General features: G+C 72.1%; 25 protein-coding genes, 2 tRNA genes and 1 other RNA gene. 18 read left to right on the top strand and 10 right to left on the bottom strand.

Going from position 1 to position 24,721, the window contains the following annotated elements; translation table 11 throughout:
* Position 1: 1 nt before the first annotated feature.
* Positions 2-3,214: an autotransporter domain-containing protein gene (locus VFV21_RS06155; protein WP_329668591.1), complete on the bottom strand. Its 3,213-nt coding sequence runs from the start codon at positions 3,212-3,214 to the stop codon at positions 2-4.
* A gap of 144 nt (positions 3,215-3,358) precedes the next feature.
* Between VFV21_RS06155 and VFV21_RS06150 the strand changes: the two genes are divergently transcribed.
* The 3 genes from VFV21_RS06150 (at position 3,359) to VFV21_RS06140 (ending at position 6,043) form a co-directional block, all read left to right on the top strand.
* The gene (locus tag VFV21_RS06150) at positions 3,359-5,326 is read left to right on the top strand and encodes a caspase family protein (protein WP_329668590.1); all 1,968 of its coding nucleotides are present in this window, start codon (positions 3,359-3,361) and stop codon (positions 5,324-5,326) included.
* Positions 5,327-5,394: 68 nt separating this feature from the next.
* Positions 5,395-5,484: transfer RNA gene (locus tag VFV21_RS06145), tRNA-Ser, on the top strand.
* A gap of 151 nt (positions 5,485-5,635) precedes the next feature.
* On the top strand, positions 5,636-6,043 hold the full coding sequence (locus VFV21_RS06140; RefSeq protein WP_329668589.1) for a DUF6165 family protein: 408 nt from the start codon (positions 5,636-5,638) through the stop codon (positions 6,041-6,043).
* 1 nt (position 6,044) lies between these two features.
* On the opposite strand, the gene VFV21_RS06135 is transcribed toward VFV21_RS06140, so the two are convergent.
* Complete coding sequence (locus tag VFV21_RS06135) at positions 6,045-7,091, bottom strand: glycosyltransferase family 9 protein (RefSeq protein ID WP_329668588.1); 1,047 nt, start codon at positions 7,089-7,091, stop codon at positions 6,045-6,047.
* Positions 7,092-7,109: 18 nt separating this feature from the next.
* Here VFV21_RS06135 and VFV21_RS06130 point away from each other — a divergent pair, with 18 nt between their 5' ends.
* From VFV21_RS06130 to VFV21_RS06105, 6 genes are read left to right on the top strand one after another with little or no spacing between them, the layout of a single operon-like run.
* Positions 7,110-7,844 carry a 3-deoxy-D-manno-octulosonic acid kinase gene (locus VFV21_RS06130; protein WP_329668587.1) on the top strand — a complete coding sequence of 245 codons (735 nt, stop codon included), beginning with the start codon at positions 7,110-7,112 and terminating at the stop codon, positions 7,842-7,844.
* Positions 7,841-8,584 carry an MBL fold metallo-hydrolase gene (locus VFV21_RS06125; protein ID WP_329668586.1) on the top strand — a complete coding sequence of 248 codons (744 nt, stop codon included), beginning with the start codon at positions 7,841-7,843 and terminating at the stop codon, positions 8,582-8,584. The genes VFV21_RS06130 and VFV21_RS06125 overlap by 4 nt, the downstream gene beginning before the upstream one ends.
* Positions 8,581-9,594, top strand: coding sequence for a GTP 3',8-cyclase MoaA (gene moaA / locus VFV21_RS06120; RefSeq protein ID WP_329668585.1), 1,014 nt, complete (start codon positions 8,581-8,583; stop codon positions 9,592-9,594). The genes VFV21_RS06125 and moaA overlap by 4 nt, the downstream gene beginning before the upstream one ends.
* A 1-nt stretch (position 9,595) precedes the next feature.
* Entirely contained in the window at positions 9,596-10,084 is a 489-nt protein-coding gene (gene moaC / locus VFV21_RS06115) for a cyclic pyranopterin monophosphate synthase MoaC (RefSeq protein WP_329668584.1), read from the top strand.
* A 34-nt stretch (positions 10,085-10,118) separates the two neighbouring features.
* The gene (locus VFV21_RS06110) at positions 10,119-10,355 is read left to right on the top strand and encodes a MoaD/ThiS family protein (RefSeq protein ID WP_329668583.1); all 237 of its coding nucleotides are present in this window, start codon (positions 10,119-10,121) and stop codon (positions 10,353-10,355) included.
* Positions 10,352-10,771, top strand: coding sequence for a molybdenum cofactor biosynthesis protein MoaE (locus VFV21_RS06105; RefSeq protein ID WP_329668582.1), 420 nt, complete (start codon positions 10,352-10,354; stop codon positions 10,769-10,771). Before VFV21_RS06110 ends, VFV21_RS06105 begins: the two co-directional genes overlap by 4 nt.
* 294 nt (positions 10,772-11,065) lie before the next feature.
* Here the strand turns inward: VFV21_RS06105 and ffs are convergent.
* An RNA gene (ffs, locus tag VFV21_RS06100) (signal recognition particle sRNA small type) lies at positions 11,066-11,162 on the bottom strand.
* 47 nt (positions 11,163-11,209) lie between these two features.
* Positions 11,210-11,302: transfer RNA gene (locus tag VFV21_RS06095), tRNA-Ser, on the bottom strand.
* 139 nt (positions 11,303-11,441) lie between these two features.
* Here VFV21_RS06095 and dnaX point away from each other — a divergent pair.
* The 4 genes from dnaX to VFV21_RS06075 are packed head-to-tail and all read left to right on the top strand — an operon-like array spanning position 11,442 to position 14,502.
* Entirely contained in the window at positions 11,442-13,193 is a 1,752-nt protein-coding gene (gene dnaX, locus VFV21_RS06090; RefSeq protein ID WP_329668581.1) for a DNA polymerase III subunit gamma/tau, read from the top strand.
* A gap of 16 nt (positions 13,194-13,209) precedes the next feature.
* Entirely contained in the window at positions 13,210-13,536 is a 327-nt protein-coding gene (locus VFV21_RS06085) for a YbaB/EbfC family nucleoid-associated protein (RefSeq protein ID WP_329668580.1), read from the top strand.
* A gap of 10 nt (positions 13,537-13,546) precedes the next feature.
* Positions 13,547-14,149: a recombination mediator RecR gene (gene recR, locus VFV21_RS06080; RefSeq protein ID WP_329668579.1), complete on the top strand. Its 603-nt coding sequence runs from the start codon at positions 13,547-13,549 to the stop codon at positions 14,147-14,149.
* An 11-nt stretch (positions 14,150-14,160) separates the two neighbouring features.
* Entirely contained in the window at positions 14,161-14,502 is a 342-nt protein-coding gene (locus VFV21_RS06075) for a histidine triad nucleotide-binding protein (RefSeq protein WP_329668578.1), read from the top strand.
* A gap of 7 nt (positions 14,503-14,509) precedes the next feature.
* Here the strand turns inward: VFV21_RS06075 and VFV21_RS06070 are convergent, their stop codons facing one another.
* The 4 genes from VFV21_RS06070 to VFV21_RS06055 are packed head-to-tail and all read right to left on the bottom strand — an operon-like array spanning position 14,510 to position 18,843.
* On the bottom strand, positions 14,510-14,971 hold the full coding sequence (locus VFV21_RS06070) for a Slp family lipoprotein (RefSeq protein WP_329668577.1): 462 nt from the start codon (positions 14,969-14,971) through the stop codon (positions 14,510-14,512).
* The gene (locus VFV21_RS06065; protein WP_329668576.1) at positions 14,968-16,911 is read right to left on the bottom strand and encodes a DUF3488 and transglutaminase-like domain-containing protein; all 1,944 of its coding nucleotides are present in this window, start codon (positions 16,909-16,911) and stop codon (positions 14,968-14,970) included. The genes VFV21_RS06070 and VFV21_RS06065 overlap by 4 nt, the downstream gene beginning before the upstream one ends.
* Before the next feature lie 4 nt (positions 16,912-16,915).
* Positions 16,916-17,884 carry a DUF58 domain-containing protein gene (locus tag VFV21_RS06060; RefSeq protein ID WP_414638498.1) on the bottom strand — a complete coding sequence of 323 codons (969 nt, stop codon included), beginning with the start codon at positions 17,882-17,884 and terminating at the stop codon, positions 16,916-16,918.
* A gap of 5 nt (positions 17,885-17,889) precedes the next feature.
* Positions 17,890-18,843, bottom strand: coding sequence for a MoxR family ATPase (locus tag VFV21_RS06055; RefSeq protein WP_329668575.1), 954 nt, complete (start codon positions 18,841-18,843; stop codon positions 17,890-17,892).
* Between the two features lie 53 nt (positions 18,844-18,896).
* On the opposite strand from VFV21_RS06055, the gene VFV21_RS06050 reads away from it, so the two are divergent.
* Positions 18,897-20,744 carry a glycosyltransferase family 39 protein gene (locus VFV21_RS06050; RefSeq protein ID WP_329668574.1) on the top strand — a complete coding sequence of 616 codons (1,848 nt, stop codon included), beginning with the start codon at positions 18,897-18,899 and terminating at the stop codon, positions 20,742-20,744.
* On the opposite strand, the gene VFV21_RS06045 is transcribed toward VFV21_RS06050, so the two are convergent.
* Together VFV21_RS06045 and VFV21_RS06040 are read right to left on the bottom strand one after the other, a co-directional pair.
* Positions 20,729-21,304 (bottom strand): nucleoside triphosphate pyrophosphatase, encoded by a 576-nt coding sequence (locus VFV21_RS06045; RefSeq protein WP_329668573.1) that lies wholly within the window; start codon positions 21,302-21,304, stop codon positions 20,729-20,731. The genes VFV21_RS06050 and VFV21_RS06045 overlap by 16 nt on opposite strands.
* A complete protein-coding gene (locus tag VFV21_RS06040) occupies positions 21,301-21,786 on the bottom strand; it encodes a hypothetical protein (protein ID WP_329668572.1) in 486 nt (161 codons plus the stop codon). The genes VFV21_RS06045 and VFV21_RS06040 overlap by 4 nt, the downstream gene beginning before the upstream one ends.
* Before the next feature lie 119 nt (positions 21,787-21,905).
* On the opposite strand from VFV21_RS06040, the gene VFV21_RS06035 reads away from it, so the two are divergent.
* From VFV21_RS06035 to fabD, 4 genes are all read left to right on the top strand, one after another.
* Entirely contained in the window at positions 21,906-22,421 is a 516-nt protein-coding gene (locus tag VFV21_RS06035; protein WP_329668571.1) for a YceD family protein, read from the top strand.
* A gap of 13 nt (positions 22,422-22,434) precedes the next feature.
* Positions 22,435-22,629, top strand: a complete 195-nt coding sequence (rpmF, locus tag VFV21_RS06030) for a 50S ribosomal protein L32 (RefSeq protein ID WP_034210531.1) — start codon at positions 22,435-22,437, stop codon at positions 22,627-22,629.
* Positions 22,630-22,737: 108 nt separating this feature from the next.
* On the top strand, positions 22,738-23,718 hold the full coding sequence (locus VFV21_RS06025; protein ID WP_329668570.1) for a beta-ketoacyl-ACP synthase III: 981 nt from the start codon (positions 22,738-22,740) through the stop codon (positions 23,716-23,718).
* A 99-nt stretch (positions 23,719-23,817) separates the two neighbouring features.
* The coding region (gene fabD / locus VFV21_RS06020) for an ACP S-malonyltransferase (RefSeq protein WP_329668569.1) at positions 23,818-24,721 on the top strand (904 nt) is incomplete at its 3' end.

The raw sequence follows: 24,721 nt of genomic DNA, 5'->3' as shown, positions 1-24,721 counted from the left end.
CTCAGAACTCCATCCGCAGGCCCAGGGCCAGGTTCCACTGCGACTCACCGTCGCGCCCGGCCAGGTGCTCATAGTAGAAGAAACCCGAGCGCCCGCCGGTGAGCACCATGGAAAGGCCCAGGCCGAGGCGGAAATAGTTGGTGTCCAGCGGGTCGCCGGTCACCAGCATCGCGGTGCCGGTGGGGTCGTTGAGGAAGCGCGCCTCCATCGCCTGGGGGTCGTCGCGGAACTCGTGCTCCCACTCCAGCTGCAGGTGCGGCATCAACACGCCCCAGTTCGTGCTGTAGGTCCAGGTGAACTTGGTGCCCAGCACGCTGGCCAGCGACACCAGGTCGCGGCTGGCGATGTGCAGGCCGAGGCCGCTGCCGGGCTCGCCCGCGAGGGTTTGCTCGCGGATCGCGTCGAAGCCCAGGTGCGTGTACATCAGGCGGCCGTAAGGCCCGATGCCGAAGGCGCCGCGGTTGAAGTCGCGGCCGAAGGTGAACGCCGTCGCCAGCAGGTCACCCGAGGCATCCGCCACCGCGGTCTGGTCGATGGCGGTGGTGCCGCCGCCGGCCAGGGGCAGGGTGTACTGGATCCGGCGCAGCATCTCGTAGTCGTTGCGGCCCCAGGTGACCACGCTGTCCAGGTACCAGCTGTCGGCCTGGTAGTAGGTGGTGTACGCGGAAACGCTCCAGCCCGTGGTCTCCAGCCCGCCGCGTTCGCCCGGCAGGTCGGTGTCCTGGCGGGTGAAGCCGAGCGAGCCGCCGATGATCCAGCGGTCGCTCTGGCGGTAGTCGAGGCCGGCGGTCAGGCCTTCGATGTCGTAGTCGTAAGCCGGGTCGACCACGCCGGCCTCGGACTCGCCGCGGCCCACGGTGCCCGCGGCGAAGAAGCCCCAGCGGCTGAAGTCGGTGCCGACTTCGGTGCCCGTTTCGTCCGCCCCGAACGCGCTCGACAGCGTGCCCAGCGAGATCGGACCGGCCGGCGTGTTCAGGGCCAGGCCGCCGAAGCTGGTGCCGCCGGTGCCGCTGCGCAGTGCGGCGATGCGGGTCTTGAGGTTCTGGAACTGCGATTGCGCCGCGCTCATCGCGGCATTGGCCTGGGCCAGGGCAACGTCGGAGCTGAGCTGGTCGAGCGCGTCGACGGTGGCGGCGGGGTCCAGCACCACGGCTTCGCCGAGTTCGCGGCATCGCGCCAGCAAGTCGGCCTGTTCCGGCGTAGGCGTGGCCACGTTGGCCAGGGCCGGGCAGAGCTGGTCGATGGCTTCGGCGACCGCGCGCTGGGTCGGCGTCAGCGTCGTCAGGTTGGCGAGTGCGCCGTTGAGCTGGAACACCGCCGGCGCACCGGCGAGCGGCGAGCTGGCGCTGACGTCCACTGCGCCCGCGGTGGCGACGGTAAGCGTGTTGCCGGCGACGCCGCTGGCGTCGGTGACCGAGGTGGCGCTCGCCAGCGTGCCGGCACTGGCGGTCCACGTGATCGTCGCGCCGGCGACGGGCAGGCCCGCGGCATCGCGCAGCTCCACCTCGAGCGGATCGGAAGTGCTGCCCGCCGGAAGCGTCTGGCCATCGCCGGACACCACCACCAGCGTGCCGAGGCCGTCGACGGTGAGGTTGAAGGTCGCCGTCGCCGCCGGATCGTCCTGGCGCGCCGCCACGATCGTGACGGGGCCGGGCGTGGCACCCGCGGTCACGCTGATCGCGGCATCGCCGGTGGCGCTGGTGACGCTGGTTGGCGCCGACAGCACCGCCGTGCCGGCCGTCACCGTCCAGTTGATGGTGACGCCGGGCGCCGGCACGCCGCTATTGGTGGCGTTGACCTGCAGCGGCGCCGCGAAGGCCGTGTTGACCAGCGCGGACTGGCCGCCGCCGCCGGTGGGTGCGAGCCCCGCGACGAAGCTGATGTTCGCATCGAAGGCGAGGCTGGCCTCGTCGCCGCTGGCCGGCAGGCCGTCGGGATCGACGCTGGCCACCACCACGTTGGTGAAGTTGCCGAAGGTGGCGGGCGTGGCGACGAAGCTGGCCTGGCCGGCGGCGTTGGTGGCGCTCGCGCCGTTGGCCGGCGCGAACGGCGCGCTGGCGGTCCACTGCACGTTGGCCGCCGCCAGCGGCGAACCGCCCTGGTCGAGCTGCACGGTGAACGTGACCGGTGCGCCGGCCACGCCGCTGGCCGGGTTGGGCGTCACCGCGGTCATCACCACCGGCAGGGCGGTGACGGTGACGTTGAAGGTGTAGAGCCCGGGCAGGCAGAAGGTGCAGCCGCTGTTCGCGGTGACCTGGTAAACGCCGGGCACGGTCGCGCTGAAGCTGGCGTTGCTGGTGCCGCCGAGCACGGCATTGCCGGTGACCGCGCCATCGCCGCCCGCCGGCTGGCCGGTGACCGACCAGGTGATGCTGGTGCCGTCGGCGGCCGGGATGGACGCGCTGCCGAAACTCACCGACAGCGGCAGCGGCGTGCCGGCGGGCACGGTCGGCGTGCCGGAGCCAACCGGCTGCACGGACACCGGTTCGATCGTGACCGGGATGTCCACCGGCGGCACCGACCCGCAGCCTTCGAGCACGAAGGCAACCGGGCACTGCAGGCTGCCGCGGACGACGTAACTGCCTGCGCCGGGAATGCTTTGCGTGGTGCTGGCGGTGCCGGCGGCGTCCGGTGCGGAAATACCGTAATTGGCGCTGTTGGTGAGGTTGGTGAAACTGATGTTCAAGCCACCGGGCGCGCCGTTGAACTGCAGGTTGGTGGCGACGGTGAAGGGCGTGATCTGGTTGGCCACCACCGGCGGCGGTGTCTGCGCGACGTAGGTGAACTGGTTGTTGGTGGCGAAGTTGAAGACCAGCGAACCCGGGATGCAGGAGGTCGGCACGCAGGTGGCCTGCAGCGTGCCGCTGCCGCCCGGCGTCGGGCCCAGGTTGACCGTGACCACGTAGTCGGTGTTCAGCGGCACGTTCGGGTTGAGCGGCGGCACGATGGTGGCGCCGCCCGTGGTGTCGGAGGTGATCGACAGCACGATGGCGGTCGGATTCGGGCACGCGGTTTCGGCGCGCAGGGTGAACGTCACCGAGGTGCCGGCGGGCGAGATCGCCGAAGTGGATCCGACCGCGACGAAGTCGCAGCTCTGTGCCTGCGCGAGGTTGCTCCAGGCCATCGCGGCGATCGCCAGCAGCAGGCAGGCGACGGCCTGCAGGCCGCGGGAAACCGTTCGTCGGGCAGCGCACGCGGTGCTTCGGACGTCCATCGCTTTTCCCCTGGAATGCGGCTATAACTTCGCCTCGAGTATAGCGGCTGGCGCGCCGCTGCAAGGGCCTCGGCGCGGGTCGCATTGCTTCCATCCGGAGCCATGCTTATGAACCTGCACGACGCTTGTCCGCTTCTTCCCCGCGTGTCCGTTCTAGCGTCGGGATTCGTGCTGGCGATCGTCGCCGGCTGGCCCGCGGCGCCGGCGCAGGCCGCGGTCCGCAACGCCGAGGACCTGCTGATCGTCGACTGCCTGCTGCCCGGGCAGATCCGTCGCCTCGGCCGCCAGGCCACCTTCCTCAGCGCGCGCCGCCCGGTGCGCACCACGCAGGCCGACTGCGAGATCCGCGGCGGCGAATATGTTTCCTACGACCGCGCCAACTACCAGACCGCGCTCAAGGTCTGGCTCGAAGGCGCGATGTCCGGCGATGCCGAGGCGCAGAACAACGTCGGCGAGATCTATTCCAAGGGGCTCGGCACCGCGCCCGACTACGGCATGGCCTTCCAGTGGTTCAAGAAGGCCGCCGACCAGGGCTACGGCCGCGCCAAGATCAACCTCGGCTATCTGTACGAGCAGGGGCTCGGGGTCGAGCGCGACCAGGCCGCGGCCTTGAACCTCTACCGCGAGGCGTCTGGCATCGAGGACGAGCTGATGTATGCCTCGGTGGCGCAGGTGGAAATCAAGGCGCGCGACGAAAAGATCACCGGCCTGGAGCAGCAGGTGCAGGCGGGCGAGGCCGAGTCGGCCGCGCTGCGCGAGCAGGTGCGCCGGCTGCAGCAGGAGCTGGCGCAGCGCCGCAGCGCGCTCGCCGCGGCCCAGCGCCAGCTGTCCGACACGCAGGCGAAGCTGGCGCAGGCGCGCCAGCAGCAGGACGACGACCTGACGCGGCTGCTCGAGAACCAGCTGCTCGCGCAGGAAGAACAGATCAACAGCCAGCGCACCCAGCTCGCTTCGCTCGAGCAGCGCGCGGGCGCGTCGGCGGGCGGGGCCTACGCGGCGGCGCCGATGTTGGAGATCCTCGATCCGGTATTCGTCGCCACGCGCGGCCGCAACACCGCCGTGTACCGCGGCGGCCCCGGCAAGCGCCAGGTCGTGGGCCGGGTGACCGCGCCCGAGCGCGTCGGCGCGATCACGGTCAACGGCCAGCCGGCACCGCTCAACGCCAGCGGCGGCTTCAGCGCCGAGATCGACGTGCCCGCGGGCGGCACCCAGGTGCAGGTGGCCGCCACCGACAAGGCGGGCGCACGCGCGGAGCTGGCGTTCACCCTGCTGCCGCAGGCGGCGGCGTCGCCGGGCGCCGGTGCGAGCCCGGCGGGCGACGGCAAGCTACCGCGCGGCGTCAGCCTGGGCCGCTTCTACGCGGTGGTGATCGGCAACAACAGCTACCGCGACCCGGCCTATCCCACGCTCACCAGCGCCGCCAACGATGCCAACGCGGTGGCCGCCCTGCTGCGCGAGCGCTACGGCTACGACGCCAGCCTCGTGCTCAACGGCAGCCGCCTCGAGATCCTGACCGCGCTCAACGAGATGCGCGAGAAGCTCAAGCCCGAGGACAACCTGCTGGTCTACTACGCCGGCCACGGCGAGATCGACGCGCGCGGGCAGGGCTACTGGGTACCCAGCGACGGCGCCGCCAACGCCGACAAGACCTGGATCTCGAACGCGGCGATCAGCGACATCCTCAACACCATCCCGGCGCGGCACGTGCTGGTGGTGGCCGACTCCTGCTACTCGGGCACGATGACCCGGGCATCGGTGCCCACCTTCGACGCGGGGTCGATGGCGCCCGGGCAGTGGGATGGCTGGGTCAAGGCCATGGCCGACGGTCGCTCGCGCACCGCGCTGACCTCGGGCGGCGTGCAGCCGGTGCCCGACACCGGCTCGGGCCGCCACAGCTATTTCGCGCGCGCCTTCCTCAACGTCCTGCAGGACAACAACCGCCTGCTTGAAGGCCAGCGGCTGTTCCGGGAGGTCTCGACGGCGCTGGCGCTGGGCGCCATCGATGCCCCGGTGCCGCAGGTGCCGCAGTACTCCCCGATCCGCTTCGCCGGCCACGAAAGCGGCGAGTTCTTCTTCCTGCCCAAGGGGGCCGGGAGCCGGTCCGGTCCCTGAGGCTGGCGCATTGGCCCGGGTCACCCTATAATTTGGGGCCCGGCGGTACGACCGCTACGCCGGGGTCCGGAGAGGTGGCAGAGTGGTCGAATGTACCTGACTCGAAATCAGGCGTAGGTGTGAGCCTACCGTGGGTTCGAATCCCACCCTCTCCGCCATACCCAGACAAGGCCCCGGATTCCGGGGCCTTGTCGTTTCCGCCCCTTGAAGTAGGTCCTCCAGGTCCGAAGCTTTCAGCCGAAAAGCTCCGGGCCTGATGACCCTCTTCCAGGGAGTTAAGATGTCCGCCTGCCCCACGGAATCCCTGCTATGTCCGAAATCCTCGTCCCCGTGTCCTTCGGCGAGCTGCTCGACAAGATCGCCATCCTGCAGATCAAGTCCGAGCGCATGTCCGACCCGGCCAAGCTGGCCAACGTGCGCAAGGAGCTGGCGGCGCTGGACGCCACCTGGGCTTCGCACCCTGCCGCCGCGACCGACATCTCCGCGCTGCGCGCCAAGCTCAAGGCGGTGAACGAGCTGCTGTGGGTGATCGAGGACGACATCCGGATCAAGGAAAAGGCGCAGGCTTTCGACGCCGAGTTCGTGCGGCTGGCGCGCGCGGTCTATTTCGAGAACGACGAGCGCGCGCGCATCAAGAGGGATATCAACCTGGCGCTGGGCTCGGCGTACGTAGAAGAGAAGTCCTACCAGGACTACCGGGCCGGCAGCACGCCTTGAGTCAGGCGCCGCGCTCGGCGCGGAAGGCGTCGAAACGGGCCAGGACCTCGTCCACCGTGACCAGGTCCATCACGCCCGGGAATTCGATCCGCCGGCCCCAGGCCAGCCGGCTGGCGGGCTTGCCCATGAACTTTTCTGCCGCTTCGGCAAAGCGGTTCACCGTCCAGCGGCGGTCCGAGTAGGGGCCGGAGCGCTCGGCGTCGGTGCACGCGTGCAGGCCCAGCACGGCGGTGCCCATGGCGTTGGCCATGTGCGCCGGGCCGGAGTCCGGCGACATCACCAGGGTGGCGCGCGCCAGCAGCGCCAGCAGCTGCTTGAAGGTGTCCTTGCCCACCAGGTCGAGCGCCGGCGCGGTCATCGCCGCGAGGATGGCGTCGGTGGTCTCGCGCTCGAGCGCGCTGCGGCCGCCGCACAGCACCACGCGCCACCCGCGCGCGGCGGCGTGGTCGGCGACGGCGGCGTAGCGCTCCGGGCGCCAGTTGCGCAGCACGTGGCTGGAGCAGGGCGAGACCAGCAGGGTGGGCTGGTCGCCCGGCAGCTGTTCGCGGGCCCAGGCGTGGGCGGCCTCGGGCACCGGCATCCGCCATTCCACCGGGCCGCGCGCCAGACCGAGCGGCTGCAGGAACTGCAGGAAAGCATCGAGTACGTGGTGGCCGCCGGGCGGGATGCGTTCGCTGATGAACAGCGAGTGGCCCTCCTTGCTGCGCCCGCGGTCGAAGCCGATGCGCCGGTCGGCCTTCACCGCGGTCGAGGCCAGGCCGGCGCGCAGGGCCAGCTGCAGGTTCAGCAGCACGTCGAAGCGGCGGCCGGACAGCCTCGCGCGCAGCGCGCGGTAGCCGGCCAGGCCGGCCTGCTTGTCGAACACGACCAGTTCGACGCCCTCGAGCCCTTCCATCAGCTTCGCTTCGCCCTTGCCGATGACCCAGGTGATGGCGGCCTCGGGCCACGCCCGCTGGAGCTGGCGCACGAGGGCGAGGGCGTGGGTGGCGTCGCCCAGGGCCGAGAGGCGGAGCAGGCAGATCGAACGCGGCGCGCGGTTCACGGGCATTGGTTAAACTGGCCTCGAATGGAAGTGACCGTCGCCGCCCTCGAGCGCCAGCAGCCTTTCCGCGACGCGCGCGGGCAGGGCACGATTGTGTTCGACCCGGCGCGGGTGCAGCAAGCCACGCCGGCGCTGTTCGAGCCGGCGGCGTACGGCGCGCAGGCGCGGCCGGTGCAGGCGGGCGGCCGCGGGGCCGCGTGGTTCGTGGCGGGCGGTTTCGGCGAGGCGGTGCTGCGCCACTACCGGCGCGGCGGCCTGGTCGCGCGGCTGAGCCGGGACACCTACCTGTGGCGCGGCGAGAACGCGGTGCGCAGCTTCGCCGAGTTCCGGCTTCTGGCCGCGATGCACGCCGAAGGCCTGCCGGTGCCGGCGCCGCTGGCCGCGGCCTGCTGGCGTCGCGGCCTGGGCTATCGGGCGGCGCTGCTGGTGCAGCGTATTCCCTCGGTGCGGGCCCTGGCCGAGTGGCGCGGCGAGGCGGCCGACGCCGCGCCCTGGGAGGCGATCGGCGCGATGCTGGCGCGCTTCCACGCCGCGGGCATCCACCACGCCGACCTCAACGCCCACAACATCCTGGTCGATGCCGCGGGCACGCCCTGGCTGATCGACTTCGACCGCGGCCGCCGCCGCAGTCCCGGCGCCTGGCGCCAGGCCAACCTGCGCCGGCTCGCACGCTCGCTGGAAAAAATCTCCGGCGGCGACGCGCGCTGGCGGGGTGGCTTCGCGCGCCTGCAGGCGGCGTACGCCGGGGCGCGCGCATGAGCTGGTCGCTGCAGTTCCTCGGCGTCGGCAATTCGCAGGCCGCGGTGCGCCTGGGCTCGGCCTCGGCGGTGCTGCGGCGCGACGGGGCGCCGGTGCTGATGGTCGATTGCGGGCAGGAGGCGCTGACCGCCTACCAGGAGGCCTACGGCGCGATGCCGGAGGCGCTGTTCATCACCCATGTGCACATGGACCACGTGGCGGGGCTGGAGCGGCTGTTCTTCGCCACCTATTTCGACCCGGCGCGGCGCGGCAAGGTCCGCCTGTACGTGCCGGTGGGCGTGCTGCCGCACCTGCAGTCGCGACTGGCCGACTACCCGGGCGTCATCGCCGAGGGCGACGCCAACTGGTGGGACGCCTTCCAGCTGGTGCCGGTGACGCGCGGGTTCTGGCATGCCGGCCAGTGGTACGACGTGTTCCCGGTGCGCCACCACCTGCCGGACACCGCGTTCGGCCTGCGGCTGCCGGGCAGCGTGGTCTGGACTGGCGACACCCGCCCGATCCCCGAGATGCTGGCGAAGTTCGCCGATGCCGGCGAGTGGGTCGCGCACGACTGCGCGCTGCGGGGCAATCCGTCGCACAGCGGCATCGACGACCTCGAGCGCGAATACCCGCCGGCGCTGCTGGCGCGCTGCGTGCTCTACCACTACGCCTCCGAGGCCGACGGCGAGGCCCTGCGCGCGCGCGGCCACCGTGTCGCCCGCGCCGGTGACGTGCTCGCCCTGGCCGATCCGTCCGCGTGAACGCACCCACCGACCTGCTGCCGCGCGACCGCCTGGGCCGGCCCCTGCACGACCTGCGCGTGTCGGTGATCGAGACCTGCAACTACCGTTGCCCCTACTGCATGCCCGAGGGCCTGACGCCCGAGGAGACCGCGCTCGACCGCGCCCGCCGGCTTGATTTCGACGAAATCGAAACCGCGGTGCGCGCTTTCGTCCGGCTGGGCGTCAGCAAGCTGCGCCTGACCGGCGGCGAGCCGCTGCTGCGCAAGGGCCTGCCGGACCTGGTCGCGCGGCTGGCGGCCATCCCCGGCGTCGAGGACCTGGCGCTGACGACCAACGGCTCGCTGCTCGCGGGCCAGGCGCGGGCGCTGCGCGACGCGGGCCTGCACCGGCTGACGGTGAGCCTGGATTCGCTGGACCCGGCGCAGTTCAACGCGCTGTCGGGCGGCCGCGGCAAGCTCGCGGACGTGCTGGCGGGCATCGCCGCCGCCGAGGCCGCCGGCTTCCCGCGGCTCAAGATCAACTGCGTGCTGCAGCGCGGCGTCAACGACGGCCAGGCGCTGGCGCTGGCCGGGCATTTCCGCGGCACGCCGCACGTGCTGCGCTTCATCGAGTACATGGACGTCGGCAACTGCAACGGCTGGAAGCGCGAAGGCGTGCTGCCTTCGGCCGAGCTGCGCGACATGATCTCGGCGCGCTGGCCGCTGCTGCCGGTGGACGCCACTTACCGCGGCGAGGTCGCGACCCGCTACCGCTACGTGGACGGGCAGGGCGAGGTGGGCTTCGTCAGCTCGGTCAGCGAACCGTTCTGCGGCGACTGCCACCGGGCGCGGCTGTCGGCCGACGGCCAGCTGTTCACCTGCCTGTTTGCGACCCGCGGGCAGCCGCTGCGCGCGCACATCGCGCGCGGCGAGGACGCGCTGGCGGCGCACCTGGCCGGGCTCTGGCGCGAACGCGGCGATCGCTACAGCGAGCTGCGCGCCTCGGCGCCCGATCGCAAGAAAATCGAGATGTTCTTCATAGGCGGCTGATATGGCGACCCGGAAACTGACCCACGTGGACAAGGCCGGCCGACCGGCGATGGTGGACATCTCCGCCAAGGCGGTGACGGCGCGCGAAGCGGTGGCCGAGTGCCGCTTGCGCTTCCCGGCGGCGGTAGCGGCGGCGCTGCGCAAGGCCGGCATGGCCACGGCCAAAGGCGCGGTGGTGGACACCGCGATCATCGCCGGCACGATGGCGGTCAAGCGCACCCACGAGCTGGTGCCGTTCTGCCATCCGCTGCCGATCGAGGGCTGCCGCTTCGACGTGGCCTGGGCCGGTGAGTCGGTGCTGCGCATCGAATGCGGCGTGCGCACCACGCACCGCACCGGCGTCGAGATGGAGGCGCTGACGGGCGCCACCGTCGCCGCGCTGGTGGTCTACGACATGTGCAAGGCGCTGTCGCACGCGATCGTGCTCGGGCCGGCCAAGGTGCTGGCCAAGCGCGGCGGCAAGCGCGACTTCGGCGGGGCGCGGGCATGATCGCGCCGGTGCGGTTTGCCGGCGGGGCGCACGCATGAGCGTGACCGTGCTGTATTTCGCCAGCCTGCGCGACGCCGCCGGCCGCGACAGCGAGACGCTGCCCGCGCCGGTGTCGCTGCCGGCGCTTTACGCCGAGCTGCGCGCCCGCCACGGCTTCGCGCTGCCGGCCGAGAAGCTGCGGGTGGCGGTGGACGGTGCCTTCGCGGCCTGGGATTCGCCGATTGCCGACGGCGCCGAGATCGCCTTCATCCCGCCGGTGTCGGGCGGATGAAGCGCTTCGCCATCGCCGCCGAGCCGTTCGACATCGCGCCCCTGCGCGCGCGCCTGCTGGCCGACGCGGCCGGCGCCTACGCCAGCTTCGAGGGCTGGGTCCGCGACCACAACGACGGCCGCGCCGTGCAGGGCCTGTTCTACGAGTCCTACCGCGCCCTGGCCGAGTCCGAGGGCGAGCGCATCCTCGCGGAAGCGATGCAGCGCTTCGCCATCACCAACGCCGCCTGCGTGCACCGCACCGGCGAGCTGGCGATCGGCGACCTGGCCGTCTGGGTCGGCGTCAGCGCCGGCCACCGCGGCCCTGCCTTCGACGCCTGCCGCTGGATCATCGACGAGGTCAAATCCCGCGTTCCCATCTGGAAACGCGAACGCTACCTGACGGGCGATGCCGACTGGCTCCATCCGGGTACGTGATGGTTTTAGAGGCTGTACACGGATAAACACAGAAAAAGCCGGATAAACACGGATAGTGCAAAGGCTTGGGGTGGGCTGGGTCCAGCACGCGGCCTCTCGCGAGAAGCGACGGCGTGCGAAGCCCCCCTTGGTAAGGGGGGCGCGCCGACAGGCGCAGGGGATCGGAAGCGCGGACCGGGACCCGCGGTTCAAGAAAAAGGGGTCAGAGTAAATTTGCGTTTCAAACGCAAATTTACTCTGACCCCTTTTTCTTGAACCGTGGGCCGCCCCTCGGGCTGCGCCCGTGGGGCGGTGTCCCCGCCGACTTACCCCGGCGCCCGCATCATCCAATACCGTTGCTGCCTTCCGGCCCTGGCGGAGTTTTCGGACTAGCGTCGCGGGGGGCCGACGGGGCCACCATTGAAGCGAACGGCGCGCCGGGGCGCGCCGTTTGAAGAGTGGCGGAGAGAGAGGGATTCGAACCCTCGATACGGGGTTTAGCCGTATACACACTTTCCAGGCGTGCTCCTTCAACCGCTCGGACATCTCTCCGCAGAGATAACCGCCTGAAACAAGCCGGAAATCATACCCGTCGCGGCGGGAGGCCACAAGCGCGGCGATTCCCGCTGGCCCGGGGGCGGGGGGGTTGGCACAATGGCCCGGCCGGTCCCGACCCCGTGTGAGCCCCTGCATGTCCTACCTCGTGCTAGCCCGAAAATGGCGCCCCCGGCGCTTCTCCGAACTGGTCGGGCAGGAACACGTTGTGCGCGCGCTCAGCAACGCCCTCGAGACCGGCAAGGTCCACCACGCCTTCCTGTTCACCGGCACCCGCGGCGTGGGCAAGACCACCATCGCCCGCATCTTCGCCAAGTCGCTCAACTGCGAGCGCGGCACCAGCGCCGAGCCCTGCGGCGAGTGCGCAGCCTGCCGGGACATCGACGCCGGCCGCTACGTCGACCTGCTCGAGATCGATGCCGCCAGCAACACCGGCGTGGACGACGTGCGCGAGCTGATCGACAACGCCCAGTACATGCCCTCGCGCGGCAAGACCAAGGTCTACCTGATCGACGAAGTGCACATGCTGTCCAAGAGCGCGTTCAATGCGCTGCTCAAGACGCTGGAAGAGCCGCCGGAGCACGTCAAGTTCCTGCTGGCCACCACCGACCCGCAGAAGCTGCCGGTGACGGTGCTCTCGCGCTGCCTGCAGTTCAACCTGCGGCGGCTGGACGAGGCCCAGATCGGCGGGCAGATCACCCGCATCCTCGCGGCCGAGGCCATCCCGGCCGAGGCCGGCGCAGTCGCGCTGCTGGCGCGGGCCGCCGACGGCAGCCTGCGCGACGGCCTGTCGCTGCTCGACCAGGCCATCGCCTACACCGGCGGCCAGCTGGGCGAGGAGGCGGTCAACGCCATGCTCGGCACCGTCGACCGGGCCCAGGTTGGCGCGCTGCTCGAAGCGCTCGCCGGCGCGGACGGCGCCGCGCTGATGGCGCGGATCGAGGAACTGGCGGCGTATTCGCCGGATTTCGGCCACGTGCTCGAGGACCTGGCCACCGCCCTGCACCAAGTCCAGCTGCAGCAGCTGGTGCCGGGGGCCGCGGCGCCGGAAGGCCGGGTGGATGTCGTCGGCCTGGCCGCGCGGCTGTCGCCCGAGCTGGTGCAGCTCTGGTACCAGATGGCCGTCACCGGTCGCCGCGACCTGGGCCTGGCGCCCAGCCCGCGCACCGGCTTCGAGATGTCCCTGCTGCGGATGCTGGCCTTCCGGCCGGCGGGCGATGCGGGCGCGGCGCTGGCTCCTGCGCGCACCGCGGTCTCTGCGGCACCCGCCGCGGCGACCGGCGGGCGCGCGGCGTCCCCGGGCGCACCGCTGGCCGCAGGCCATCCGGCGCCCGCGCCTGTGGCAGCCGCCGCCGCGCCGCCGCTTCGTCCGGTCGTGCCGCCGATGGCGGGCGAGCCCGCCCCGAGCCGCGCTCCGGTCCCGCCGCCGGCGCTCGCTGCGGCGGCGCCGGCCGCTTCAGCCAGCGCGCCTGGCGCCACCCGGTCCGGCGCGGTACTTGCACACGCCGAGGACTGGCTGGCCCTGGTGGCCAGCGTCGGCCTGAAGGGCCCGGTGCGCGAGCTCGCCGCGCACAGCGCCTTCTGCGGCCACCAGGACGGCGTGCTGCAGCTCTCGCTGCCCGACAGCTTCGACCACCTGCGCAGCGACGGCCTGGTGCGCCAGCTGGCGCAGGCCCTGGCCGGCCCGCTCGGCGGCCCGCCGCAGATCCGCTTCGAATCCGCCCGCGCCCACGCCGGCGACACCCTGCACGCGCGCACCGAGCGCGAGCGCGGCCAGCGCCAGTCCGAGGCCGAGTCGGCCTTCCTGTCCGACCCGGTGGTCAGCCGCCTGGTGCAGCAGGGCGCCACCGTCCTCACCGAATCCATCCGTCCCCTGGACGACCACTGAGCAGAAGGAACACACCATGCGAGGCAACATCGCCCAACTCATGCAGCAGGCCCAGCGCATGCAGGAAAACCTCAAGAAGGCCCAGGACGAACTGGCCAACATCGAGGTGCAGGGCCAGTCCGGCGGCGGCGTGGTCAAGGTCACGCTGAGCGGCAAGATGGAGTGCCGCAGCGTCCGCATCGATCCCTCGGTGCTGGCCGATCCGGAAATGGCCGAGGACCTGGTCGCCGCGGCCTTCAACGACGCGGTGAACAAGGCCAACGAGGAAAGCCAGAAGCGCATGTCCGCCGCCACCGCCGGCATGCCGATCCCGCCGGGCATGAAGCTGCCGGGGATGTTCTGATCCTTCCCGCATGAGCGCTTCGCCCCTGCTCGAACAGCTGATAGAGGCGCTGCGCTGCCTGCCCGGCGTCGGCCAGAAATCGGCCCAGCGCATGGCCTACCATCTGCTCGAGCGTGACCGCGAAGGCGGCCTGCGCCTGGCCGGTGCCCTGGCCGAGGCGGTCGAACGCGTCGGCCACTGCGAGTCCTGCCGCGACTTCAGCGAAACGCCGCTGTGTCCCATCTGCGCCAGCGGCTCGCGCGACCGCAGCCTGCTGTGCGCCATCGAATCGCCGGCCGACCGGCTGGTGATCGAACAGGCCACCGGCTACCGCGGCCTGTACTTCGTCCTGCAGGGCCGGTTGTCGCCGCTCGACGGCATCGGCCCGCGCGAGCTCGGCCTCGACAAGCTGGCCGAGCGCCTGGCCAGCGGCGAGCCGCGCGAGCTGATCATCGCCACCAACCCCACGGTGGAGGGTGAAGCCACGGCGCACTACCTCGCGCAGCTGGCGCGGCAGTCGAACGTGCGGCCGAGCCGGCTCGCGCACGGCGTGCCGCTGGGCGGCGAGCTGGAATACGTCGACCGCGGCACGCTCGCGCACGCCTTCGGTTCGCGCACCGAAATCCCTTCCTGACGGACGCCGCCATGGCCACGATTTTCGACAAGATCATCGCCCGCGAGATCCCCGCCGACATCGTCTTCGAGGACGAGCACGTGCTGGCCTTCCGCGACATCCATCCGCAGGCGCCGGTGCACGTGCTGTTCATCCCCAAGCGCGCGGTGCCCACGCTCAACGACCTCGGCGACGGCGACGAAGCTGTGGTGGGCCGGCTGGCGATGGCCGCGGCGGCGTACGCCAGGCGCGAAGGCTTCGCGGACGACGGCTACCGCGTGGTGATGAACTGCAACCGCGACGGCGGCCAGACCGTCTTCCACATCCACCTGCACCTGCTGGCCGGGCGACCGATGGCCTGGCCGCCGGGCTGAGCCGGGTTCACCAGGTGTAGGGCGAGGGCGCGTTGACGCGGCCGCTGCCCGGCGGCTCGGGCCACAGGTAGACCACGTCCGCCTCCACCCGCGGCAGGCGCAAGCCGCCGCCGATCTCGTGCACTTCGGCGCCCGCCAGCGTGCCGGCGAACGTCAGTTCGCGGCCGGGCGCGAACACCGCCGGGTCGTAGGCACCGGCGCGGCAGGCCAGGAAGCGGCCCTGGCCCGGCCCGCGACCGTAGGGCCGCGCATCGTCGGCCAAGGGCGCGGACGCCACCAGGAAGCAGGTGTGGGTATCGAAGCGCACCGTCTCGAGCAGGCGGCCGCCCCAGCGCACGCGTTCGCCGGCCAGGTCCTGCTGCACGGCCTCGCGCGGCGAGATTGCCGCGAACTCGCCCTGCAGCGGCTTCGGGGTGGTGACGCAGCCGGACAGGGCCAGCACGGCGATGGCGATCAGGACTCGATTCATGGCGTGGCTCCGGGGCGCGCGGGGGTGGGCCGGAAGGCGCGCAGGTCGTGGGCGAGCTGCGCCTCGTCGTCGGCGGTGGGTCGGGCCGGAGCGTAGCGCCAGTCGGCGTAACGCCGGCTGAGCATCGCGATCCGTTCCGCCTGGCCCGGCAGCGCCGAGGCCAGCCGTGCACCGAACGCGAGCGGCGCCTCGTGCACGGCCTTGCCGATGCCGGCCCGGCGTGCCCGCCGCACCAGCGCCAGCCAGGCCGCGTCCACGGGATGGCGGGGCGTCGGCCGGCCCCGCATCACCACCCAGAGCGTCATCGCCAGGGCGAGGCCGGCACCGACCGCGAAGGCCGCGCCCAGCTGCCCGGCACTGGCCTGCTCGATGCCCAGCGGGCGCAGCAGGCTGGCCTGGCGCGCGGCGTTGAAGCCGAGCACGAAATCGTTCCAGCCGCGGCGCATCCAGTCGCCGAAGTCGCGCAGGGGCGTAAAGGCCTCGGGCAGCAGCGACCCCGCGCGGACCTGGTCGTCGATGGTGTCGAGGATGCGAGAGGGCGCTACTGCCGCGGTCGGATCCACCCGCACCCAGCCGCGGCCGTCGAGCCAGACCTCGTTCCAGGCGTGCGCGTCGCGGCCGCTCACCACCCAGTAGTCGCCGTAGCGGTTGCGGTAGCCGCCCGCGTAGCCGATGACCACGCGCGCGGGGATGCCGGCGCCGCGCATCAGCGTCGCGAACGCCGAACTGTAGTGCTGGCAGAAGCCGACCCGGGTCTCGAACAGGAAGTCGTCCACCGCGTCGCGCCCGCTGGGCGGCACCGACAGGCTGTAGCTGAATTCGTCGCCGATCCACGCCAGCGCGCGCCGCACCACCGCCTCGTTGTCACCGGCCGCCTCGGCCCGCCACTGCGCCGACAGCGCGCGCGTGCGCGGGTTCAGCCCCGCCGGCAGAGACAGCGCGGCGCGCTCCTCGCGCGGGTCCAGGCGCACGCCGACCTCGGCGCGCACGGCGGCGACGGCCTCGTAGCGAAGCAGTCCGGTCACCGGCCGGTCGGGCCGCACCGACAGGTCGCTGCCGAGCTCGCTGCCCTCGGGTGCGGCCAGCGTCGTGTCGAGTACCGGCAGGTAGCGGCGCTCGTTCGGCTCCAGCGAGACTTCATAGCGCAGGATCGGCGACTGCGGCCGGATCGGCGGTGGCTGGCCGGGAACCCGCACGTCGCCGCGGCTCCAGGTGCGACCATCGAACGACCACAGCACCTGCGCCCGCCAGTAGAGGTCGGCCGGGGCCGGTGCGCCGTCCGGGAAGCGCACGCGCATCGCCGGCTCGTCGGCGGCGAACGTGTCCACCCATTGGTCGGGCGTCATGCGGTCGCTCAGTCCGCTGCCCCCGGCGGCGTTCCCGGGCATGCCCCAGAGCGGGCTGCCCAGGCGCGGGAACAGCCAGAAACCGGCCAGCGCCAGCGGCAGCGACAGGCCGATCGCCGCCGCGGCCAGCTTCGCCCGGCGGCCGTCGAAGGCGGGTGCCGGCGCGCCGGGCCGGTGCTCGGCCAGCAGGGAAAGCGACAGCAGCAGCAGGCCGACGGCGGGGAAGGCGAGCGCCATCGTCAGCGGCCCCTGGTCCTGCAGGAAGGCCGCGAACGGCGCGAACAGCGAGAAGCCCAGCAGGCTGCGCGCATCGCGCAAATCCCGTGTCTCGAAGATCTTCAGCACCAGCATCGCCGCCAGCAGCGCGCAGCCGGTGTCGCGGCCGACGCTGAAATTGTGGCTGGCCAGCACGTAGCCGATCACCAGCAGCACCAGCAGCAGGCGAAGCGCGGCCGGCCAGGCCCGCGGCACCGCGATGCCGAGCGCCGCCAGCGCCAACAGCCCAAGCGCGAGTTCGCCGCGCACCTGCAGCAGCAGGGGCAGCAGGCAGGCCATCGCCGTCGCCAGGCACCACCGCCGCAGCGTCGAGGGCATGCGCTCAGGCACGGGGCATCAGCGCCAGGGCGCGCAGGCAGGCGTGGCGATGCTCGGGTCCCGACGCCGGCCCGAGCCGGACGGCGGGCAGCCGCAGGCTGAAGCGGCGATCCTGGCGTTCGGCCTCGAGCACCCAGCGAGTGAGGCGGCTGATGCGCGCCTCGTGCGCGAGGGTGTCGAGCGCGTACCAGTCGAGCTCGATCTCGCTGCGGGCGGTGGCTTCGTACTCGCGCACCAGCAGGCGGTCCATGCGCGCCGAGGTTTTCCAGGCGACCTGGCGCAGCGTGTCGCCGCTGCGATAGTCGCGCAGCTGGTGCGGCTGTTCGCCGTGGCTGCGGGCGCGGCTGGCCTGGCCGTCGCCGCCGAGATCCGGCAACGGCACCGGGTCCGTTTCCGGCGCGGGGTACACGAGCAGGCGGGTGTCGGGGCGCAGCCAGCTCCAGGCCCGCGCCAGGCCGAAGGGCCGGACCGTGCACAGCCGCACGCGGTCCAGCGGCAGCCAGCCGCGGCGCGTGGTGGGCAGGGGCAGCACCACCTCGGTGCGCTCGCCGGGCATCAGGTCGAAGAAGGCTTCTTCGCCGCCGACGCGCAGCTCGAGCCCGGGCCGTTGGCGCTGCCCGGCGGCGTCGAAGGCGAAGCGCAGCTTGATCGCGCGCCCGGCGTGCACGGGTTCGGCATGCAGGGCGATCAGGCGGATGCCGGACAGCGTCAGGTGCGCGTGCACGAGGCTGTTGTGCGCGACCGCCATCACCACGAAGGCCAGCAGCAGCGCCGGGTTGTTGTTGTAGTTCAGGCCGCCGACCAGCATGGTCAGCAGCATCAGCGCCAGGAACAGGCCGAAGCCGGTGGGCAGGATGTAGACGCGCCGCCGGTCGATGCGTACCGGCACCGGTTCGACGGCGCGCGGGCGCACCAGCGGCAGCCGGGCCAGGCGCTCGCTCAGGCGTTCGATCGGTTCCAGGGGCCGCGCCACCGGCTTTAGTCCACCGCCACCGTGCGCAGGATGCCGTCGGCGAGCGCGTCGCGCCCTTCCGACTCCGATTCGGGCACCAGCCGGTGCGCCGCCACGTGGGCGAACAGCGCCTGCACGTCCTCGGGCAGCACGTGGCTGCGGCCGTCGAGCAGGGCGTGGGCGCGGGCGCCCCGCAGCAGGCCCAGGCCGGCGCGCGGCGACAGGCCGACCTGCACGCCGGGATGGCGGCGGCTTTCCTGCAGCAGCGCCTGCACGTAGTTCACCAGCGCGGGGCTGGCGTGCAGGTGGTCGACCGCGCCGCGCAGCGCCAGCAGCTGGTCGCTGCCCAGCAGCGGCAGGCTCTGCGCGATCAGGTCGCGGCGGTCCTCGCCGGCCAGCATCTCGCGCTCGGCGGCGGCATCGGGGTAGCCGAGCCTGAGCCGGATCAGGAAACGATCCATCTGCGAGTCGGGCAGCGGGAAGGTGCCGGCGAGGTCGACCGGATTCTGGGTCGCGACCACGAAGAAGGGTTGCGGCAGCGCGTGGCAGGTGCCGTCCACGGTGACCTGGTGTTCGGCCATCGCCTCGAGCAGCGCGCTCTGGGTGCGCGGCGGCGCGCGGTTGATCTCGTCGGCCAGCAGCAGCTGGGTGAACACCGGGCCCGGGTGGAAGCGGAATTCGCGCGAGGTCTGGTCGAAGATCGACACGCCGATGATGTCGGACGGCAGCAGGTCGGAGGTGAACTGCATGCGCTGGAACTCGAGGCCCAGCGTCGCCGCCATCGCCCGCGCCAGCGTGGTTTTGCCGAGGCCCGGCAGGTCCTCGATCAGCAGGTGGCCGCCGGCGAGCAGGGTGGTGAAGGCCAGGCGCACTTCGCGCGGCTTGCCCAGCACCAGCCGGTTCACCTGCGCGAGCGCGTCGCCCAGGGCCTGGCGAGTGCCATCGGTTAGGATGTGGGCGTCGATGGGCTGCGCTGGCATGGCGTGCGTCCGAGGAAGGAATGCTGAGGAAGGATAACCCCCCGGATGCTGGCATGGCCGTGAGTTCCGCGCGCGTGAAGTTCACCGCGGCGTGGGTCGTGCTGCTGGTCGCGAAGGCCTGGCTTGCGCTGTCGCTGCTGCCGTTCGGCGACGAGGCGTTCTACGCGCTGGAGTCGCGCCGGCTGGCCTGGGCCTACTCGGACCTGCCGGGCCTGACCGCGTGGCTGGTGCGGCTGGGCACGTCCCTCGGCGGCATGGAGCCGCTGGCCATGCGCGCGCCCTTCCTGCTGCTGGGCGCCGCGCTGCCGTGGCTGGTGCGCGGCATCGCGCGGCGCTGGTTCGGCGAGGCGGCCGGGTGGCAGGCGGCATGGATCGCGCTGCTGATGCCGCTGGCCGGGTGGATGGGCGTCCTGGCGCTGCCGGACGTGCCGATGCTGTTCGCGACGCTGCTGTGCCTGGACGCGTTCGCCCGGATGCTGCAGCGGCCGACGTGGCCGGCAGCGGCGCTGCTGGCGCTGGGCCTCGCGCTCGGCGCGCTGTCGCACTACCGGTTCGCGCTGGTGATCCTCGCCGGCGGCGTTGGCTTGCTGCTCGATCCGCGGGGGCGCGCGCTGCTCGGCTCGCCGAAGCTCTGGCTGGCGCTGGCGCTGGGTGCGCTGGCCTGGTGGCCGCTGCTCGCATGGAACCTCGCCCACGCCGGTGCCGGCCTCGGCTTCCAGTTCGTGGACCGGCACCCCTGGCAGCTGCAGGCGGACGGGCTGTGGTGGCCGCTGGTGCAGGCGCTGGTGCTGACGCCGCTGCTTTTCGCGCTGCTGCTCGCGGCGCTGCGCCGGGCATGGCAGCGGCGCCACGCGCAGGACGGCGTGCCCTGGCGCTTCATCGCCGGCGTCGCGACGGTGGCGGTGCCGGGTTATTTCGTGATGGCGTTCTTCGCCGATACCGATCGCGTCAGCTTCCACTGGCCGCTGGCGGGCTGGCTGCTGCTGGCCTGCGTGGCGCCGGAGGTGCTGGCGGGCTGGCGCGCCGGGTGGCGTCGCGCGCTCGCCGTGAGCACGGCAATCGGTACGGTGGCGCTGTTTGCCTACCTGGCGCTGGTGTCGCAGCCGCCGGGCCGGGCCTGGCTCGCGGCGGGTCCCGGGTACGCCGATAATTTCGCGGGTTGGGACGAGGTCTCGCGCGCCACCGTGGAAGCACTCGCCGCCATGCCGGCGGATACGCGGGTGGTGGCCGACAACTTCATGCTGGGCGCGCAGCTGGCGTTCGCGCTCGATCGCGGCGATATCGCGGTGCTCGGGCATCCGCTCAACGAAAAGCACGGCCGCGCCGTGCAGCTGGCCGACTGGGGCCTGCTCAGCGCGGGGCGCGCGGACTGGGGCGATGCGCCGGTGCTGCTGGTGGTCGAGGACACCGCGCGACCGCTCAAGGATCGCCTGGCGGGCTATCGCGCGCTGTGCGAACGCGCGGGCGCGCTGCCGGCGGCGCAGGCGCTGAACGTGGACCACGGGCGCAAGCGTTTCCTGCTGTTCCGCCTCGAAGGCGACGAACGCGGCTGCACGCTGCCGGCCCTGGCCTGGCTCGAGGCCCCGGCGCCCGGGGCGCGCTGGCAAGACGGCGTGCTGTCAGGCTGGGCGCTCAAGTCCGGCGGCGGCGTGGCGCGGATCGAAGTGACGCTCGATGGCGAGGTGGTGGCCGAAGGTGCGCCGGCGGTCGCGCGGCCGGACGTGCTGCAGTACTGGGGGCTGACGGACGAAGACCCGCGCGTAGGGTTCGAGATCCGCGTGCCGGCGGGACGACTGGCGCCCGGCGATCGCTGGCTGGGCCTGGTGCTGCACGGCCACGACGGCAGCGTCGAGGCCTGGCCCGCGCAGCGGGTCCGGATCCCGGATCAGGGCAGCCGGTAGCCCGCGCGCCGGAGCGCGTCGGCCACCGCGATCAGCGGCAGGCCGACCAGGGCGGTCGGGTCCCGGTTCTCGATGGCCTCGAACAGGCTGATGCCTAGGCCCTCGCACTTGAAGCTGCCGGCGCAGTCGTAGGGCTGCTCGGCGTCCAGGTAGCGAAGGATCGCGTCGTCGTCCAGCGCCCTGAAACGCACCCGGGTTTCGTCCAGCCCGGCCAGGGCCGGGCCGTCGTCGCGGATCAAGCAGAACGCGGTGTGGAACCGCACTTCGCGCCCCGAGGCGGCGGCCAGCTGTCGAAAGGCGGTGTCGCGGTTACCCGGCTTGCCCAGCGGCCGGCCGTCGCGGTCGGCCACCTGGTCCGAGCCCAGTACCCAGGCGCCGGGATGGTGGTGGGCGACCTCGCGGGCCTTGGCCTCGGCCAGGCGCCGGGCCAGGTCGGCGGGAGCTTCGTCGGGCCGGGGGGTCTCGTCCACGTCCGGCCGGTCCACCGTGAACGGCAGGCCGAGGCGCGCGAGCAGCTCGCGGCGGTAGCGCGAGGTGGAGGCCAGCACCAGCGGCGTCATGGCGTGCCGGCGTCCCGGCGCAGGGTGGCAGGCTCGCGCCGGGCGGCCTCGGCGCTGGCCTCGGTGGCCTCGGCCAGCTCGGCCCCGGCGCGCTCGAGCTCCTCCAGCTGGGCGGACAGCTTGGCCCGGGCCCGGTCCAGGGCGGCGCAGGCGGCGTCGAGCTCGGCCTGGCTGGCGCTGGCGCTGTGTTTCTGGATCCAGAGCCGGTGCTGCAGGATGTCCCGCTTGGCGTCCAGGATCGGCAGGGTCCGGTCCAGCGAGGCGTGGGCGACGGCGGCGATGTCGGACGGCACCCGGCCGACCACGGCCTGCATGGCCAGCATCTGCTTCTGGCTGCGATCGAGCAGGGCCTGCATCGCGTCGGCCAGGTCCAGCAGGCGGACCAGGGCACGGTCCCGGCGACGGCTGCGCAGCAGCCACCAAAGCAGGGGCAGGGCCAGGACCAGGGCGGCCAGGCCGGCCAGGACGATGAAGTTGGGCATGGGCGGCTTCCGGACGGCAGCCGGCAGTCTGCACCAGCGCCCGCGAGGCCGGCAAACCCCTGTTTCCGCAAAGGCTTAGGTTTGACATGCCGCGGGTCCGGGCCTATCATTTCGCGCTTATGTCCGTGCCCCTGCCTCCCGTGCTCGATGCCTGGCGCATGGTCTCGGCCAAGCGTCGCTTCGAAGGCCGCCTGCCGCTGTCCGGGATGCCCCGGCTGGGCGAGGGCCTGGTGGATGCCGAAGGCGACTGCCGCTACGTGATGGAATTCGGCCGCGATGCCGTGCTCGACCTGCCGTTCGTCGAGCTGCACATCGAAGCCGAGCTGCCGCTCCAGTGCCAGCGGACCCTTGAGCGGTTCCTGCACCCGGTTTCGTTGTCCCAGCGCCTCGGGCTGCTGACCGACGAAGCCCAGGAATCGGCGCTGCCGGAGGACATGGAGCCGTTCCTGCTCGATGCCAGCGGCGAGATGCACCCGGCCGAGCTGGTCGAGGATGAACTGATCCTCGCCATCCCGGTGGTACCCATGGATCCGCGCTCGACGGAGGTTTCGGCCGAATGGCCCGCCGATGTCGAGGTCGAGGAAAAACCGAACCCTTTCGCCGCGCTCGCCGCGTTGAAGGCTCACAAGAAGTAGTTGGAGATAGAACATGGCCGTCCAGAAATCCCGCGTCACCCCGTCCCGCCGTGGCCAGCGTCGTTCGCACGACGCCCTCACCGCGAAGCTGCTGTCCACCGACGCGACCTCGGGCGAGACGCACATCCGCCACCACGTGACCAAGGACGGCTACTACCGTGGCAAGAAGGTCATCGAGGTGAAGTCGTCGGTCGTTTCCGAAGACTGATCCCGGCGGCCCGCCCCCGGGCGGGCCGGACGTGCTTGATGGGATGTATCCTGAACGCGGCGGGCCTGGTCCCGCCGCGTGCGTTTGTGCATGTCGCACCCTGAGGGGATGAGGATGGCTGTTTATTCGCGTATCGCCGGCACCGGCAGTGGCCTGCCCGAGAAGATCCTGACCAACAAGGACCTCGAGCAATTCGTCGAAACCAGCGACGAGTGGATCGCCAGCCGCACCGGCATCCGCCAGCGCCACGTGGCCGCCGAGGGCGAAACCACCTGCGACCTGGCCGAGCGCGCCGCCCGCGCCGCGATGGAAGCCGCCGACGTCACCGCCGCCGAGCTCGACATGATCGTCGTCGGCACCACCACGCCCGACCTCATCTTCCCGTCCACCGCCTGCCTGCTGCAGCACCGCCTCGGGGCCAACGGCTGCGCCGCGTTCGACGTCAACGCCGCCTGCTCGGGCTTCATCTATGCCCTGAGCGTGGCCGACAACTTCATCCGCGCCGGCAGCGCCAGGACGGTGCTGGTGGTCGGCGCCGAGACGCTGACCCGCATGCTTGACTGGTCCGACCGCAACACCTGCGTGCTGTTCGGCGACGGCGCCGGCGCGGTGGTGCTCAAGGCCGATGCCGAGGCCGGCATCCTGTCCACGCACCTGCATGCGGACGGCGGCAAGAAAGAGCTGCTGTACAACCCGGTCGGCGTGTCGGTTGGCTTCAAGCCGGAAGAGAAGAACGCCGGCGTGCGCGTGCTGATGACCGGCAACGAGGTATTCAAGCATGCGGTGAAGGCGCTCGATTCGGTCGTGGACGAAACCCTGGACGCCAACGGCCTGCAGAAGTCCGACCTGGACTGGCTGATCCCGCACCAGGCCAACCTGCGCATCATCGAGGCGACCGCCAAGCGCCTCGCCATGCCGATGGACCGCGTCGTGCTGACCGTGCACAAGCACGGCAACACCTCGGCCGCCTCGGTTCCCCTGGCCCTCGACGAGGCGGTGCGCTCGGGCAAGGTGCAGCGCGGCCAGCTGGTGCTGATGGAGGCCTTCGGCGGCGGATTCACCTGGGGCTCGGCGCTGATGCGCTACTGAGCCTCGCGGCGGGGCGCCGGGCGCCATACCGCCTCGTACAGACGGAATCGCGCGGGCGGCCCTATCATGGCCGCCCGTTTTTGCTTCCGGACCTGCTGGATGACTGCTGCACTCGCCTTCGTGTTCCCCGGCCAGGGCTCGCAATCGGTCGGCATGCTCGCCGACCTCGCGGCCGCCGATGCCTCGGTGCGTGCGACCTTCGACGAGGCCAGCGAAGGCGCCGGCCTCGACCTCTGGACCCTGTCGCAGCAGGGTCCGGAGGAGCAGCTCAACCAGACCGAGTTCACCCAGCCGGCCCTGCTCGCCGCCAGCGTGGCCGTGTGGCGCCTGTGGCAGGCGCGCGGCGGCGCCGCGCCTGCCGCCCTGGCGGGCCACAGCCTCGGCGAGTACAGCGCCCTCGTGGCCGCCGGCGCCATCGACCTCCGCGATGCGGCGAAGCTGGTGCGCCTCCGCGGCCAGCTGATGCAGGCCGCGGTGCCGGTCGGCACCGGCGCCATGGTCGCCGTGCTCGGTGCCGAGGACGCGGTCATCGAGGCGGCATGCGCCGATGCGGCGCAGGGCGAGGTCGTGGTGCCGGCGAACTACAACACGCCGGGCCAGGTGGTCATCGGCGGCCATGCGGCGGCCGTCGATCGCGCCGTCGCCCTGCTTGCCGAGCGCGGGGTGCGCAAGGCGGTGAAGCTCGCCGTGTCGGTGCCCTCGCACACGCCGATGATGCGCGAGGCTTCGCATGCGCTGGCCGAGGCGATGAAGTCGGTGGTCTGGCGCTCGCCGTCGATCCCCGTGGTGCAGAACGTCGACGCGACCGTGCATGCCGACGTCGAGTCCGTGGTCGACGCCCTGGTGCGCCAGTTGCACCGCCCGGTGCAGTGGACGCGCTGCGTGCAGGATCTCGCCGCCCGCGGCGTCGGCCGCCTTGCCGAGTGCGGCCCGGGCAAGGCCCTGACCGGCATGGCCAAGCGCATCGACAAGGGCCTCGAGGCCAAGGCCTTGGGCAGCGTCG

Source organism: Arenimonas sp., assembly GCF_036275555.1.
In the GTDB taxonomy this organism is placed as follows: domain Bacteria; phylum Pseudomonadota; class Gammaproteobacteria; order Xanthomonadales; family Xanthomonadaceae; genus Arenimonas.
This window is presented reverse-complemented; position numbering and strand designations above follow the sequence as displayed.

Coding starts and splice junctions, on each gene's coding strand:
- VFV21_RS06070 (WP_329668577.1), bottom strand. CDS start 14,971: ATGAATCGAGTCCTGATCGCCATCGCCGTGCTGGCCCTGTCCGGCTGC.
- rpmF (WP_034210531.1), top strand. CDS start 22,435: ATGGCCGTCCAGAAATCCCGCGTCACCCCGTCCCGCCGTGGCCAGCGT.
- VFV21_RS06065 (WP_329668576.1), bottom strand. CDS start 16,911: ATGCCCTCGACGCTGCGGCGGTGGTGCCTGGCGACGGCGATGGCCTGC.
- VFV21_RS06075 (WP_329668578.1), top strand. CDS start 14,161: ATGGCCACGATTTTCGACAAGATCATCGCCCGCGAGATCCCCGCCGAC.
- VFV21_RS06045 (WP_329668573.1), bottom strand. CDS start 21,304: ATGACGCCGCTGGTGCTGGCCTCCACCTCGCGCTACCGCCGCGAGCTG.
- VFV21_RS06130 (WP_329668587.1), top strand. CDS start 7,110: ATGGAAGTGACCGTCGCCGCCCTCGAGCGCCAGCAGCCTTTCCGCGAC.
- VFV21_RS06155 (WP_329668591.1), bottom strand. CDS start 3,214: ATGGACGTCCGAAGCACCGCGTGCGCTGCCCGACGAACGGTTTCCCGC.
- VFV21_RS06110 (WP_329668583.1), top strand. CDS start 10,119: ATGAGCGTGACCGTGCTGTATTTCGCCAGCCTGCGCGACGCCGCCGGC.
- VFV21_RS06125 (WP_329668586.1), top strand. CDS start 7,841: ATGAGCTGGTCGCTGCAGTTCCTCGGCGTCGGCAATTCGCAGGCCGCG.
- VFV21_RS06140 (WP_329668589.1), top strand. CDS start 5,636: ATGTCCGAAATCCTCGTCCCCGTGTCCTTCGGCGAGCTGCTCGACAAG.
- VFV21_RS06055 (WP_329668575.1), bottom strand. CDS start 18,843: ATGCCAGCGCAGCCCATCGACGCCCACATCCTAACCGATGGCACTCGC.
- moaC (WP_329668584.1), top strand. CDS start 9,596: ATGGCGACCCGGAAACTGACCCACGTGGACAAGGCCGGCCGACCGGCG.
- VFV21_RS06135 (WP_329668588.1), bottom strand. CDS start 7,091: ATGCCCGTGAACCGCGCGCCGCGTTCGATCTGCCTGCTCCGCCTCTCG.
- recR (WP_329668579.1), top strand. CDS start 13,547: ATGAGCGCTTCGCCCCTGCTCGAACAGCTGATAGAGGCGCTGCGCTGC.
- VFV21_RS06105 (WP_329668582.1), top strand. CDS start 10,352: ATGAAGCGCTTCGCCATCGCCGCCGAGCCGTTCGACATCGCGCCCCTG.
- VFV21_RS06050 (WP_329668574.1), top strand. CDS start 18,897: ATGGCCGTGAGTTCCGCGCGCGTGAAGTTCACCGCGGCGTGGGTCGTG.
- dnaX (WP_329668581.1), top strand. CDS start 11,442: ATGTCCTACCTCGTGCTAGCCCGAAAATGGCGCCCCCGGCGCTTCTCC.
- VFV21_RS06025 (WP_329668570.1), top strand. CDS start 22,738: ATGAGGATGGCTGTTTATTCGCGTATCGCCGGCACCGGCAGTGGCCTG.
- VFV21_RS06085 (WP_329668580.1), top strand. CDS start 13,210: ATGCGAGGCAACATCGCCCAACTCATGCAGCAGGCCCAGCGCATGCAG.
- VFV21_RS06035 (WP_329668571.1), top strand. CDS start 21,906: ATGTCCGTGCCCCTGCCTCCCGTGCTCGATGCCTGGCGCATGGTCTCG.
- VFV21_RS06040 (WP_329668572.1), bottom strand. CDS start 21,786: ATGCCCAACTTCATCGTCCTGGCCGGCCTGGCCGCCCTGGTCCTGGCC.